This is a genomic window from Hymenobacter negativus (genome assembly GCF_017571495.1).
Lineage (GTDB): Bacteria > Bacteroidota > Bacteroidia > Cytophagales > Hymenobacteraceae > Hymenobacter > Hymenobacter negativus.
In genome coordinates, this window is the sequence record NZ_JAGETZ010000001.1 from 236,395 (window position 1) to 248,729 (window position 12,335).

Annotated in this window: 15 protein-coding genes; 8 read left to right on the top strand and 7 right to left on the bottom strand. The window is 54.8% G+C overall.

Features of this window, described 5'->3' with window-relative positions; all coding sequences use genetic code 11:
* Positions 1–21: 21 nt before the first annotated feature.
* Entirely contained in the window at positions 22–435 is a 414-nt protein-coding gene (locus tag J4E00_RS01090) for a hypothetical protein (protein ID WP_208173162.1), read from the bottom strand.
* Positions 436–717: 282 nt separating this feature from the next.
* Between J4E00_RS01090 and J4E00_RS01095 the strand changes: the two genes are divergently transcribed.
* Positions 718–1,437, top strand: a complete 720-nt coding sequence (locus tag J4E00_RS01095) for a porin family protein (protein WP_208173163.1) — start codon at positions 718–720, stop codon at positions 1,435–1,437.
* A gap of 65 nt (positions 1,438–1,502) precedes the next feature.
* Positions 1,503–2,174 (top strand): carboxypeptidase-like regulatory domain-containing protein, encoded by a 672-nt coding sequence (locus J4E00_RS01100; RefSeq protein WP_208173164.1) that lies wholly within the window; start codon positions 1,503–1,505, stop codon positions 2,172–2,174.
* Between the two features lie 26 nt (positions 2,175–2,200).
* Here the strand turns inward: J4E00_RS01100 and J4E00_RS01105 are convergent, their stop codons facing one another.
* Positions 2,201–2,698, bottom strand: coding sequence for a DUF4112 domain-containing protein (locus tag J4E00_RS01105; protein WP_208173165.1), 498 nt, complete (start codon positions 2,696–2,698; stop codon positions 2,201–2,203).
* 170 nt (positions 2,699–2,868) lie between these two features.
* On the opposite strand from J4E00_RS01105, the gene J4E00_RS01110 reads away from it, so the two are divergent.
* Positions 2,869–3,357 carry a hypothetical protein gene (locus tag J4E00_RS01110; RefSeq protein WP_208173166.1) on the top strand — a complete coding sequence of 163 codons (489 nt, stop codon included), beginning with the start codon at positions 2,869–2,871 and terminating at the stop codon, positions 3,355–3,357.
* Between the two features lie 102 nt (positions 3,358–3,459).
* On the opposite strand, the gene J4E00_RS01115 is transcribed toward J4E00_RS01110, so the two are convergent.
* Positions 3,460–4,440, bottom strand: coding sequence for an ADP-ribosylglycohydrolase family protein (locus tag J4E00_RS01115; protein WP_208173167.1), 981 nt, complete (start codon positions 4,438–4,440; stop codon positions 3,460–3,462).
* Between the two features lie 96 nt (positions 4,441–4,536).
* On the opposite strand from J4E00_RS01115, the gene J4E00_RS01120 reads away from it, so the two are divergent.
* Complete coding sequence (locus J4E00_RS01120; protein WP_208173168.1) at positions 4,537–5,505, top strand: hypothetical protein; 969 nt, start codon at positions 4,537–4,539, stop codon at positions 5,503–5,505.
* Positions 5,506–5,676: 171 nt separating this feature from the next.
* Here J4E00_RS01120 and J4E00_RS01125 read toward each other — a convergent pair whose 3' ends face one another.
* Entirely contained in the window at positions 5,677–6,207 is a 531-nt protein-coding gene (locus tag J4E00_RS01125; protein ID WP_236049367.1) for a GbsR/MarR family transcriptional regulator, read from the bottom strand.
* A gap of 15 nt (positions 6,208–6,222) precedes the next feature.
* On the bottom strand, positions 6,223–7,140 hold the full coding sequence (locus tag J4E00_RS01130; protein ID WP_208173169.1) for a TIGR01777 family oxidoreductase: 918 nt from the start codon (positions 7,138–7,140) through the stop codon (positions 6,223–6,225).
* 247 nt (positions 7,141–7,387) lie between these two features.
* Between J4E00_RS01130 and J4E00_RS01135 the strand changes: the two genes are divergently transcribed.
* Positions 7,388–8,164: a hypothetical protein gene (locus J4E00_RS01135; RefSeq protein ID WP_208173170.1), complete on the top strand. Its 777-nt coding sequence runs from the start codon at positions 7,388–7,390 to the stop codon at positions 8,162–8,164.
* Positions 8,165–8,347: 183 nt separating this feature from the next.
* Here J4E00_RS01135 and J4E00_RS01140 read toward each other — a convergent pair whose 3' ends face one another.
* The gene (locus J4E00_RS01140) at positions 8,348–9,427 is read right to left on the bottom strand and encodes a DNA polymerase beta superfamily protein (protein WP_317196576.1); all 1,080 of its coding nucleotides are present in this window, start codon (positions 9,425–9,427) and stop codon (positions 8,348–8,350) included.
* A gap of 20 nt (positions 9,428–9,447) precedes the next feature.
* Positions 9,448–10,218 carry a DNA polymerase beta superfamily protein gene (locus J4E00_RS01145; protein ID WP_208173171.1) on the bottom strand — a complete coding sequence of 257 codons (771 nt, stop codon included), beginning with the start codon at positions 10,216–10,218 and terminating at the stop codon, positions 9,448–9,450.
* A gap of 97 nt (positions 10,219–10,315) precedes the next feature.
* Between J4E00_RS01145 and J4E00_RS01150 the strand changes: the two genes are divergently transcribed.
* The 3 genes from J4E00_RS01150 to J4E00_RS01160 all read left to right on the top strand — a co-directional run bounded on the left by J4E00_RS01150 (position 10,316) and on the right by J4E00_RS01160 (position 12,313).
* Positions 10,316–11,119, top strand: coding sequence for a hypothetical protein (locus J4E00_RS01150; RefSeq protein WP_208173172.1), 804 nt, complete (start codon positions 10,316–10,318; stop codon positions 11,117–11,119).
* A gap of 102 nt (positions 11,120–11,221) precedes the next feature.
* Entirely contained in the window at positions 11,222–11,473 is a 252-nt protein-coding gene (locus J4E00_RS01155) for a DUF3601 domain-containing protein (RefSeq protein ID WP_208173173.1), read from the top strand.
* A 303-nt stretch (positions 11,474–11,776) separates the two neighbouring features.
* The gene (locus J4E00_RS01160; protein WP_208173174.1) at positions 11,777–12,313 is read left to right on the top strand and encodes a DUF4274 domain-containing protein; all 537 of its coding nucleotides are present in this window, start codon (positions 11,777–11,779) and stop codon (positions 12,311–12,313) included.
* The last annotated feature ends 22 nt before the right edge of the window (positions 12,314–12,335 follow it).

Genomic DNA, 12,335 nt, shown 5'->3' on the forward strand with positions numbered 1-12,335 from the left:
GTTTGCGCCTTATCCTTTGAATTACAGCAACGCCGCAACAATTTCTACCTGGGCCAGAATTACCTGCCAATCAGAATCTGTGGCTAGAAGCTCATCCGAATCCGGTTCTTCGAAAGAATTCAGCAGCTGCTGTAGCTTTTGAAATTCCTGCGCAGTTTGCCCATCTAAGCTGGCGTGCTGCCAGGTGCGGGACGCGATGAAAGCACTGAAATGGCTTTTGCCATATAATTCTCGCATCGCTTCTTGAAAGGTAACCTTCCTGGGCTCGGATGTGGCTGATTCCTGGCGGCCTATATATTTTAATGCCTGTAACGCACGCTGAACTTGCTGCTGCCAGGAATATAAATCGTTCATCAGGTCCAAACGAGGCCAGGGGCCCGCGGAGTAAATAACAGAAGGTTGTTCTGAATCAGAAGGTATATCAGGGGTACTCATTAGAATTAGCTGGAGAAATCAATCCGAATCAACGTTATTGACGTACCCGCCAGATTTTCGCACCTCTTGCCGTTCGATTAACCCGGCTGCTTTCGGGATGAGTGCCGCTTCCATGCCGCTGAAAGGCGTCAGCATGCATTACTCCCCCCTTTAACTTGCAACTTCTAATACTGTATTTCTTGCGTTCAATCCCGGCGCTGCCATCGAGCAAAACGATGACTTGGGGTGACCACAATTTCCGTATTCCCACATTCGTTGCAACATCAATATTCCCTTGCTGCTATGACCTTTTTCAATACCCGTTTTCTACTTACCGGCAGCCTTCTGCTGACCGTACTCAGTGCTCAGGCACAGGTTAGTTTCAGCATTGGGCCGCGTTTGGGGCTAAATGTTTCGACCTACCATTTCAGCGAGTCCAACTCGGCATTCCGCCTGAAGTACCGGGCCGGCTTTGAGGCTGGCGTGATGAGTTCGGTCGGGTTCGGCCACTGGGCATTGCAGCCGGCGCTGCTTTACTCCCAGAAGGGTTTCATGGAGTCTGTCTCCGTTGATATCCGCAATAGCAACAACATACCCATTAGCAGCGGAGAGTTTCAGTACAGCAACCGGCTGCATTATCTGACCTTGCCTGTTAATGTAGCTTACACGCAGCATGCTGATGGACAAGGCTTCCAGGTATTTGCCGGTCCTTATCTGGGCCTGCTGCTGGGTGGCAGGTACGAGAGCACCATTGTTGGCACCTCTGCCACCGACAGTGGCAAGATTACGCCCGTAGCCAACGACGCTCCCGACTTTGGCAACTTTGCCCGGCGGTTTGATGTCGGCCTGCAGGCGGGGGTGGGCTACCGCTACCAAGCTTTGCTGCTACAGCTCAATTATAGCATGGGCCTGCGCGACATAGCAGCTCGCTTCGATTTCTACGGCGGGCCTTTCGGTAACCGCGCCTATTACAATCGGGCATTTCAAGCCTCACTCAGCTACCTGGCAGGTCCCCGGCAATAAGCCTGCTTTTGGCAGCAACAGCGCAAGCCCTACAACATTAATATTTGGGCTTACGCGCCGCTCTTATGAACATTCCCAAGCCCCAGCCCTGTGGGCAGAACTGGCTTGCCATGCAGCCCACGGCCAATGGGCGCCAGTGTGGCCAATGCAACAAGGAGATTTACGATTTTTCAGCCATGTCGTGGCCTGCTATTGCGCGGGTGCAAACTGCCCACGGCAATGCGCTGTGTGGCATGTACGCTCCGGCCCAATTGGCGCACTGGGGGCAGTCGCCGCCGAAGCCTTGTGCCCGGCTGGCGGCGGCTACCACCTTAGCTCTCACGCTGTCAGCCATCACAGCTTCAGCCCAAACAGCTACCCCACCCGCCACCAGTAGTACCCTCAGGCTGAGCGGCACCGTCCTGGCCGCTTCTCCGCAAGGCAAAAGCGAGCCGTTGGCCTTCGCCACTGTACTGGTAACGGGCACCACTATCGGAACCATAACCGATGAGCAGGGCCACTACGAGCTGACCATCCCGCAGGCTTCCGCGAGTAATCCGGCGGCCATCATCCGTTTTTCCAGGCTGGGCTTTGTCGGAAGTGAGTGGGAGTTGCCGGTGCAAAGCCAGCCTCAGCTGCAGCACGACGCCTTGCTGGCAGCTGACACAACAATTATTGCCTTTTCCATCCGAAAACCCTCGCTGGCCGCGCGGGCAAAGTGGAAGCTGAAGCGCTGGTTTGGCCGGAAAGCAGAATAACAGCGGAGCTAGAGGCGCGGGCCTGGTCAGGCGTTGAAATAATGCCAGGCCCACTGCAAGAGCGCCACGCTGCCCCAAGCCACCAAGCCAAATACCACCAGAAAACCCAAGAGCAGCAGTGCCACCAGACCTTTGCCGCTGCCTTGATGGCGGCCCTCGGCATAATGGCGGCGTAGCAGGGCCACGTTGCGCTCGTTGCTTTTGTAAGCGAAGTCGAACACATTGCCGATAATAGGAATAGCGCCTACTACCGTGTCAATCAGAATATTGAGGGCCATGCGAACCACCACTGCCCCACTGGCCCCGTGGCGAAGCATGGTGAGCAGCAGGGCCACCGAAACGGCCGTGCTCGACAGGTCGCCTACCACGGGCAACAGGCCCAGCAATGGGTCGAGGCCGAAGCGAAAGCGGGTGCCGGGCAGCCGGAACTGGCTATCCATCAGACGAGCAATGCCCTCGACCCAGCGCAGCCGCTCATCGGCATCGAAGGTGGTGGGCGCGGCGGAAAGGCTTGGTGCGGGCATAAGTAGAGGAGTTGGTGCGGTCTATACGTGTTGCTAGGCAGGGAGGTAGCAGGCCGTTGTGTGGCGCCCGAGCATTAGGCCCGCGGCAGGGCCCGCAACTGGGAAAATAGGCCAGTTTTTCATCGGCTTCGTATACAGCGCTTACTAATTAACCTCAACAGCTTTCACTCATGCGCTACTCTCTTCTTGCCATTCCGTTGGCCCTCCTGCTTGGCTGCGCTAGCACCGAGCAGCCTGTGGTAGAAACGCCCTCCGTGACCACTGCGACGCCCACTATCAACCGTGCTTTCGACGTGCCCGCCCTGCTGGGCATGAATGCTGACCAGATTGCCCGGCCGTTGGTCAGCCAGTCCATTCGCCCCGACCACGACCAGACCCCGCGTCAATCTGCAGCTGGCACCACGGAGGCGCTCTATACCTACTGGCGCGATACGACGGCCCTGGAAGTCAGCTACGACCCGTCTACTTTAAAGGTCAACAGCTACTTTATCAAGACCAAAAGCGGCCACACCGCCGACTATGCCACCTTGCTTAAACTGGCGAATGTGAGCAAATACGACAAACGGCTTACCATCGAACCCATTGCCTCCGCTGATAATCCCAGTGTTTACACCGGCGTAAAATTGACTCCCGCTGAGATGTCAGCATCGACGCAATAGTTTCTGTACCTATTTCGGGTAGTACAGCTGAAACGAGTGACGGCAGCATAAACAGGTTGTTTATGCTGCCGTCACTCGTTTTGCTATTTCCCAGTCCAGGTATTATTCATGAGCCAGCCGCTGGGCCAGGTCCTCGATATCAGCCCGGCGGGCCAACTCAGCCAACCACTCGGCTGGAATTGCAGCTTCGCCATAGGCCAAGCCAGCTAGGCCGCCAGCCACGGCACCTGTGGTATCCGTGTCATCGCCGAGGTTCACAGCGGCCAGCACGGTAGCGGCGTAGGTGTCGTATTTCAACAGGCACCACAGGGCGGCTTCCAGGGTGTGGACGACATATCCGGTAGAGGAAATTTTGTCATCGGGTTGATTTATGATTTCACCAGATAGTACCCACCAGCGGTAATATTTGTCTTCAGCTACAACAGCCGGAATACTACCGTTTTTCAGCCAAGGATTTAATTGCTGTTGCATTTGCGCATATGCTGCGGCCGGAGCCAGGCCCGCTAGCAACCCTCTCGCAACCAGCAGGTAAATAAAACAGCCTAAGGTCGAGCGCGGGTGGCCGTGCGTGACGCTGGCCACCGCTTCCGTCATCGCCCAGGCAGCATCCAAATCCAACGTTTCGATGCGCCAGGTTTGGTGGAAAACCAGCGGCAGAATACGCATCAGCGCGCCATTTCCATTATCAAATTCCGAGCGCGGCCCGGCCGAAGTAGGCGCGGTACCGCGCTGTAGGCGGTCGATGGCCAAACGCGTGGCATTGCCCACATCGAAGGTCTCGCCGTGAGCCGTCCAGTAGGAATTATAAAGCCAATTGATGCTGCGGCGGGCAAAGTCGGCCAGGTCCGGCGGCCCCGCCAGGCCATCGGGCCGCGCCAGCGTTTCGGCCAGGCAAAACGTGAGCGAGGAATCATCGGACCAGGTACCGGCTGGCTGGCGGTGCGTGCCGTAGGCACGCATTCCCGTCACAGGGTCTTGCTGACGGGCAGCGCGGGGCTGAAATTCCACAGGCACACCAAGGGCATCGCCCACGGCCAACCCCAGTAGCGCGGCGCGAGCCGCGGGAGTAAGAGAAGTTTGCATGAATGCAAGGTAGTAGATTTGCCAACTACCCCAGTTTTACCCTTCCACTTCAATAATTAGATGAGAAATTTCTTGCTGTTGCGCAGCCTCCTAACCTTGCTGCTGGCCAGCACAGGGCTTATTGCCTTCGCGCAGGAAATAGCCACTAGTCCGCTCGATAATAAGCAGTCTATTCTGAATGGGCGGGCGTTTGCGACTTTCCCCAGTACCGCCCTAAATAGCGCCCGCCCCACCGACATTATGTCGGCCGACCACAATGCCAATCTGGAAACGCGCATTATGCTTGATATCCAGAAAATGCGACTGGTATTTTTTGCGCAGGAATTGTATGCTCTCGGCGACAAAAAATCCGTTACGCAATTTGTAACTGAAGAAAACCAAAAATCCGGTGCTAAAATCACCGTTCTGACGGATAATGGCAGCTTGTTTTCCATTCTCTCCACTCCGGCTGCGTTCGACTCAACCAGAGAAGCCATTCTTGTCAACAGCTTGTTAGTGAGAACCAACGACAACACTGTTTTCAGAATCGCCGCTTATATTAATCCCGCCGCTTATGACAAGCGGGAAGAATTCGTAAAGCTGACTGCCCGCGTATTTGAAACTCTAACGGCCGGCACGCGGCAAAATAGCCGGACAGCTCATACCGAAACCCTCGCTCTTGCAAACACTAAAAAGAAGTTGAAAATAGTATTGCCTGCCAACTACTCCGTCACCTCCGACCAGAAATACGACTTCCAGGTTTTCCTATTTCACCACTACCGCAACCTGGGTGATGAACAACGAGAAAACCTCACCATTTACGCCGGCAGTCACCCATCGTATTTCTTCAGAAATTTCAAATTTGAGCGGGATGAAGCCCTGATACGCAAAGGGAATTTCCTGGGCAAACCCGTTAACTGGCTGCATTTTGCCAACTCCGGAAAGAACCTCTACATCAAAGAGCAGCAAGTGCCAAGCGACAACATTGCCGCAGGGCTAATTCTGCACGTCGGCATGCTGGGTGGTAGCGAGGATATCTTGGATGAGCTGACTAAAATTGCCGCCGCAATTGAACTGGTTAATTAAGCAACCATCACCTGGAGCGCCTCCTGTCATTCTGAGCTTGCGAAGGAGCTTATTAGTTTGAGCCAAAAAAGTTACTCCTAACTAGCCAGCGGTTATAAATTCCTTTGTCTATACTCAATGCGTAGAACGCTCAGGGTAAACACCTTTGCAATCAGCTATTCGTTATTTAAATTACATAAACAGCTTAATAAACTTATCCCAAAACCAGCTTTTTTCGGCATGCATAAGTCGGTTTAATAGTTTATCCGATACTGTCGCTAATTGCTGAATATCCGTCAGGGCCGAATGGAAGGCGCGATATTCAGCATTGGCTGGGTCGCCGGGCAGGGCAGCTAGCTGGTCGAGACTACGCTTCATCTGGTCGAGCTCGCGGCGCTTACGGGCCCGGATGATGCAGCGCGTTACCTGAAGCATATCCTTTTCGGCCACGAAGTATTCGCGGCGCTCACCGGGGCGCAGTTCCTTGTAAATCAGCCCCCAATCGAGTAGCTCCCGCACGGTCATGCTGGCGTTACCGCGCGATATTTTCAGCTGTTCCATCAGGTCTTCGGTGCTTAGTGCTACTGCGCTTACCAGCAGCAGAGCGTGTACTTGGGCCAGGGTTTTGCTCACGCCCCAGCTTGCCCCCGATACCCCCCAGGTATGGACAAACTGCGCTTTGGCTTCGGCCAATGTAAGCGGCGAATTATCGGTCGGATTCATAGCTGCTATTTCAGATTAAGCACTAAGTAACTCCGCAATAGCTTGCTCACAATTCGGGTATTGAAAAGCAAAACCTAATTCCAACAGCCGTTGCGGATATACTTTGCGGCTTTTGAGAATTAATTCGGTTTCGGTGCGCAGGAAAAATGCACCGACCTCCAGCAGCCACCGGGGTTGCGGCAGGCGCAGCAGTGGGCGTAAGTGCTGGCCGAGGAGGCGATTGAATTCCTTATTCGGCAAAGGAGCAGGGGCACAGACGTTGAAAGCCCCGGCTTCCTCGGTTTGTGTAGCCAGAAACGCTACAGCGCGGCAGAAATCCGTGATGTGCAGCCAGCTCACCCACTGATGCCCGCTGCCCTGCGGCGTGCACAAGCCCAGCCGGGCCAGCCGGGCCATCACCGGGAATGCGCCGCCGTCGTTGCCCAGCACAATGGACGTGCGTAGCGCCACCTTGCGCGGGTGCGGGGCTGCGCAGGCCCCAAAAGCCTCTTCCCAGGTTCGGGCCACCTCCACCGAAAAGCCGTTGCCTATGATGCCGGTGGCTTCGGTATTAGCCGGCGTCGCGCCTTCCGTATCGGTGTAAATAGTGGCCGTAGAAGAATTCAACCACACTTTGGGCGGGTGGGTACAGGCTGCCACGGCCGCGCCCAGCACGCGTGTGCTGTCCACGCGGCTAGCAATAATGTCGCGCTTATTAGCTTCGTTGTAGCGGCAATCTACGGTGCGGCCGGCCATGTTCACCAGCACGGCGGCTCCTTCCAGCTCGGCCGCCCAAGGGCCCAGCGTGCGGGCATTCCAGGTCAGGCTATCGGGCCCGGGCACGGCTCCCCGGCTGATGACAACCACCCGATACCCCAGGCCGGTGAAGTGCTGCCGCAGGTGCTGACCCAGAAAACCATTGCCACCAGCGATAACCATTTTTGGCTTTTCCATACGCTCCTGCCCTATCAGATGGCGCCCAGCGAGTTCTGGTACTTCCTTTAGGATGGCTCAAATGTATCACAATTTTCAATAATTATTGAAAATTGTGATACATTTATTTTGCGAGCTGATATAGCCATTGGCAACGGGGATGCCGTGTTTGCATAGGCCAACTCGACGCTACCGCCGTGTACATTTGGGAAAATCTATGTTTCCCCAACTCACCTTTCGCCAATTGAAAATTATACCCCTCTGCTTCTTGTTTGTCGCTTTCGCTGCCGCCTGCACTCCCGACAAACCTGCCGAGCAGCCAGCGCAAGCCCCCAAGCCGGCTCCGGCACCCATACCAGCCACCACCACCCCTACCGACACTCTCCGTACCTACACTTGGCAATCGACCATGTGCCTGTATACAGGCCGCTACTCGACGCGGCGCTATACTGAGGAGCAGCTCAACAATGCCCGCCAGTTTGTGTATGGCAGCGCCGGACTCGAAACCGATGCCACCGTTTTTCAGCCGGAAAATATTAGCAAACTGAGTCTGGACAGCCTCACAGTTGAATACACCAAAAAGAAGGCTCTCTACCGTGGCATGCAGCTTCCGCCGCAGTCCATATGGCAGAAGCTGCAGAAAAGCGCCTTGCAGGAGCTGGAGGATGAATACCAAGCCAAAAAATTGACCATCCAAGCTCATACCCACCCCGAAATTCTGCTTACGGCCCCTTATCCAGAGGCCTGCAAACAGGGAATTCGGGGGTTGATAACGCACAACGACAGCCTGATGCTGGCCGACTGGCAGCGCCTGGCCGAAATGCAGCGCAAGCAGAACGGCAGCCCGGAAGGCTACATGAAACGCTTCAACGCCGAATATCAGCGCGAAGACCGGCTGCTATATGCCAAGGTCGACCTCCTCACATTTACCTGGTGGAACTGCATTAATAACTCCATTCATCGGGTAGAAATCACGGAAAAAGAGACCCAGCAATTCATGCAACTATTTACCTCAGTAAAAGAAGACTGCGAGGAAGTAGATTAATTAGGAAGGGTTTTGAAAAGCCCTTGGAACGTCATGCAGAGCAACAACAGCCGGTCCGATGCAGGGCCGTCGGACCGGGACCGCCAACATGCACCAAACAGAAACTGCGCTGAATTCACTATCGCGGTAAAGATGTTGCGTTTTGCGTCGCGGGCAGGTATGCTTGAATAGAGTCCCCACTGCCTAGCCAGCCCCACTGTAAAAGGCTCGTCTGATTTGAATTAATACTTGTTCCGCCAGCTGTTTATCCGGCGCTTCCGGTAGCGCGGAAACAGTAAATGCAGCTTCCACAGTCGTCACCAGTTGCTCTGCTTCAGTCACTAATTCTTCGTAATCAAATTCTCCACGCCGAATTTGCAACAGAAATTCCCGGTTCGGGCGTCGCACTTGCAGCTCGCCTTTTTCGGCTATTTCCTGGGCCATTTGCAAAAGCCGGAATACGTGCAGCATATTCTTGGCATCGTAGTTTTTACCGTGTTGAACAGTGTTCTCGTACCGCTCAACGTTGCGCTTCGCCACCCATTCCCAATACTCCCGGAATACGCGGCAATAAGTGCTGTAGCCGTTGCGGTTGAAAGACAGGTAGGCGCTGGTTTCCTCCCCTTTGGGCACGGCCGATAACAAGACGTCCTGAGATGTTTCGGGGTCGCGCACAAGTCCCCGGTAGCCAAGGCTGCAGTCTGGGGTCTGGTCAATAAAAAGGGCATAAAGGTCGGTGAGATGGGAGACTTTTACCAGGCCACAACGTGTTGCCTCATAGCCTTTTCGCTCCAGCCAAGTTGTAACAGGCTGGGCACCGGCTCCTACCGTGACATAGCAGAAGTCCAGCACCGATTTGCGGGCCGGCGGTTCGGGATGGTTAATTTTCTTGTTCAGGCCTTTGGCTTTGCGAATTTGCGCCACGGCGTATTCAGCAAAGCTTTGGCGGCATAATTTCGACAGGAATTGGGCGGCTTTAAACTGCTCGAATAAAGGGTGTTTATAAATAATACACTCGGATGGCGTGCCCAATAATTCGAGCACTGTTGGATTATTTTTCAATAATAATTCCACGAACCGACGTAATTCATAAAAGACTTCGTCATTGGTTTCATTGGCGACTTGCGGCACGTAATCAAGCCCTAAAAACTGGGCTTCGGGCAGCACAAAAACGCCTTTGAGGTCGGTATCGGAATGCGGCAGGTTGGTACCATACGCGCGGCTGCCGCTGATGGCTTCGAAGAGAACAAGGCGCTGGCTGCGCAGGTCGGCGATGGTCATCATGGATTCTGCTACTCTTTAAATTAGCGCATAAATGCATCGCCAATCAGGGCCTGAAATATGGCATCCAGCTCGCTGGCAACCTTGCCGGGCCGCACTACAGGCAGTGTTTCCCGCGCTGCCTGACTGGCGACCAACTCCGCTTGCAGAAACCCAACCAACGCGGCAGAGTACGGTACGTGGGTCTTCTCGTTGGCGGTGGCCTTGCGGTCCAGGAGCTCGTCTACATCAGCTTGCAGGGCATTAGGGAGCAGCTCGCGTAGCGGCCCAAACTCCATGGGTGGCAGCGTAGGGCGTTCCCGAACCCAGCGGGCAGCCAGGGCCGAGCGCAGGGCGTAGAACAACCGTTTGAGGCGTACTTCTTCACTGGTCAAATCTTCCTCCACCCCACGCCGAAGCTGCCCCAGGTAGTGGTGCAGGCCCGCTTTTCGGTTGAAAGCGGCAGGCAGCACCGCCGCTACCCGCGCCCGGAAGTCCAGCGCCTCGTGGTAGATAACCGGCGATTGCAGCCACTCGAACAGGGCCGCATTGGAGGCTCGCAGCAGGCGCAGGGCTTTGCGCAGTTCCCAGCCAGCCAGGTCCAACTCATCGTCTACAGGAAAATTGAGAGTATCCGGGCCTTCATCCAGGGTCAGGTACCAGGCTGGCGGATGGCAGTAGATGAAACGGACGTCAAAATCGGAATCGGGCGACGGGAAGCCCCAGGCCCGACTGCCCGATTCGCAGGCGTAGAGGATGCGGATGCTGTGCGTGATTTCGAGCTGGCGCAGGGAAGCTTGGATGCGGGAGAGCATGAAATAAGGATTGAATCAAGTGCTGGTTAGTACATTTAGCCGCTTTCACTGGCCGCGCCGCATTGGCTGGCTAGCTTACCAAACCAAGCCGGCAGCTATGGGATTTTTCGACAAGATACTGAGCCCTGATACCAACGTAGAAGTCACGTTCATCGACCACGCTACCGGCCAGGTGATTGGCAGCACCAAGCTCCCCCCCGAACAGCTTCCTGACACATTTGGTGTAGCGACCAACTTTACCCTCGGCACGCAGGAATGGCAAGTAGCAACTGCCGCTCCGGTGACCAAAATTGAATTTAGCCGTACGAAAGAGCTTACCCTGCGGCTCAATAAAATTGAGTACCTCAATCCGCAGGATATACACTACACGCTGCCTACTATTTCGGACAAATTGCCGGATATGGATGAGACGGCTTTGTTTTCAGCATTTGAGCTAAGCATTTTCGAAGACGACTGGCGGCAAAATGAGTTTCTACCCAGCGCTGCCCTCCCCTTAGTGACGCAGGAAGCAGCGACTATTCAGCGCATCTGGGCAGAGTTTGGGAATTTATCTGATGACGGCTTTCAGTCATTCAAGCAGCTGCACGTTCGGGAAAGCATTGGGGAGCCTGGGTTGGCGCTTGATTTTGCTCGCCTTCAGGCCGTGCTTGGTGCTTCATCTCCCGGCAGCTTAAAAATCTACGACCTGCCCGGCTTCGTCCGCAACGGCTTTGTGCTTAAGACTGCTGCTACGTACTATTATGGCCTGCTGGAGGGCGGCGCGACCGTGACCCACCTGTGCATGGCCCAGGTCGAGGAAGAGGCTTTAGCTGAAGTGCAGGCCGTGAATCATGCTTTCGCCCTGCTATTTGTGGTATGGTACCACGCTCAGGTAATTGCGCCGGAAACGGGCGTAGTGTAGCCCGCGCCCGGTATAACCTGCCCAATTTCGGCTTGAGCGAGCCGGGCATAATCAACGTCCGGCCTGATTACCACCAATTTCTAGGCTTCACTATCTCTTTCAATGCCAGATATTCGACAACTGGTACCGGGCCAATGCTACCGGGTTGTTCGGGCCTTCACCGACCACGACGGCGGCCAGCATCCGGTGGGTGAAACGTGGGTGTTTGAAGACTCCAAATTCGTACCTTATCACGATGGGCTTACGCTGCACGTGAGCGTACATGGCATGCCGCAAATATATCGTTTGCAGTGGCTGCCGGAAGAACAAGGCGCGCTCATTGAGCATTTCACTGATTACGTCGTGACTTGTTGAATTAAAGCCGTAGTGGAGCGCGCCAACCGTTAAAAAATACAGCGTCCTGATTTTGCTAAACGGCGGTCCGCTTTCCGCGCCGCAGATGAAGCAACTCGACCCACAAAAAATTCCGAATGTGCAGGCGCTACGCACCGAAGAAGAAATGAGCCCTTACACCGAACCCCGTTATCCTGCTGCTTATGGCGTGCTGAAGCAATGAAAGAACCATATCACGCTTCATTGCGGGCATTGTGGCTACTTTTAGATTTCGTGGGTAGCAAGCTTCTCACGCGATAGTAGCAACCTTACTTTTTGAAATTTATGGAAGACCCAACCGAAGACTTTGAGGCCTTATGCGATGCGACCGTGCTAGAATACGCGGCCAACGAATCGCCGCGCATCTGGCACCAAATGGTGATGGAATGGAACTGGGATAGCGGCCTCTACTTCTTCCAGTGGCTGCTGAATAATCCCGCTACAGACCGCGCCACGGCTCTGATGATGTACTGGATGGGCGGGCCACGCTGGTATAAACAGGCGGCTAACCACACCGAAGCCAAGGCCCTGCACATCTCCTTGAAATCTTTCGATTTTATCGAAGAACTCGAAGCTAAATACCTCGCTGGCTACTTCACCAATAGCCAGTTTGCCTACAACCCCGCCCATGACCACGATGGCTATGACTGGACCAAAGAGTATGCCGACAAAATTGCGGTGCGCGACATTCCTCCCATTATGTTTCAGCCGCTCAGCGGAGAAACGGTAGAAAAGCCCCAAGGCTTTGTCGAAGGGATGCCAGAGCCTTTGGCCACGCGCATCGATGCCATGCTGGATGCATTCCTTGACGAAGAGGAATAGCCACTTGTGTCCTCGATACTGC

Excerpts from the sequence above, each read along its gene's own strand:
- J4E00_RS01090 (WP_208173162.1), bottom strand. The coding sequence starts at position 435 with ATGAGTACCCCTGATATACCTTCTGATTCAGAACAACCTTCTGTTATT.
- J4E00_RS01140 (WP_317196576.1), bottom strand. The coding sequence starts at position 9,427 with ATGATGACCATCGCCGACCTGCGCAGCCAGCGCCTTGTTCTCTTCGAA.
- J4E00_RS01105 (WP_208173165.1), bottom strand. The coding sequence starts at position 2,698 with ATGCCCGCACCAAGCCTTTCCGCCGCGCCCACCACCTTCGATGCCGAT.
- J4E00_RS01150 (WP_208173172.1), top strand. The coding sequence starts at position 10,316 with ATGGGATTTTTCGACAAGATACTGAGCCCTGATACCAACGTAGAAGTC.
- J4E00_RS01110 (WP_208173166.1), top strand. The coding sequence starts at position 2,869 with ATGCGCTACTCTCTTCTTGCCATTCCGTTGGCCCTCCTGCTTGGCTGC.
- J4E00_RS01095 (WP_208173163.1), top strand. The coding sequence starts at position 718 with ATGACCTTTTTCAATACCCGTTTTCTACTTACCGGCAGCCTTCTGCTG.
- J4E00_RS01100 (WP_208173164.1), top strand. The coding sequence starts at position 1,503 with ATGAACATTCCCAAGCCCCAGCCCTGTGGGCAGAACTGGCTTGCCATG.
- J4E00_RS01160 (WP_208173174.1), top strand. The coding sequence starts at position 11,777 with ATGGAAGACCCAACCGAAGACTTTGAGGCCTTATGCGATGCGACCGTG.
- J4E00_RS01115 (WP_208173167.1), bottom strand. The coding sequence starts at position 4,440 with ATGCAAACTTCTCTTACTCCCGCGGCTCGCGCCGCGCTACTGGGGTTG.
- J4E00_RS01130 (WP_208173169.1), bottom strand. The coding sequence starts at position 7,140 with ATGGAAAAGCCAAAAATGGTTATCGCTGGTGGCAATGGTTTTCTGGGT.
- J4E00_RS01155 (WP_208173173.1), top strand. The coding sequence starts at position 11,222 with ATGCCAGATATTCGACAACTGGTACCGGGCCAATGCTACCGGGTTGTT.
- J4E00_RS01145 (WP_208173171.1), bottom strand. The coding sequence starts at position 10,218 with ATGCTCTCCCGCATCCAAGCTTCCCTGCGCCAGCTCGAAATCACGCAC.
- J4E00_RS01125 (WP_236049367.1), bottom strand. The coding sequence starts at position 6,207 with ATGAATCCGACCGATAATTCGCCGCTTACATTGGCCGAAGCCAAAGCG.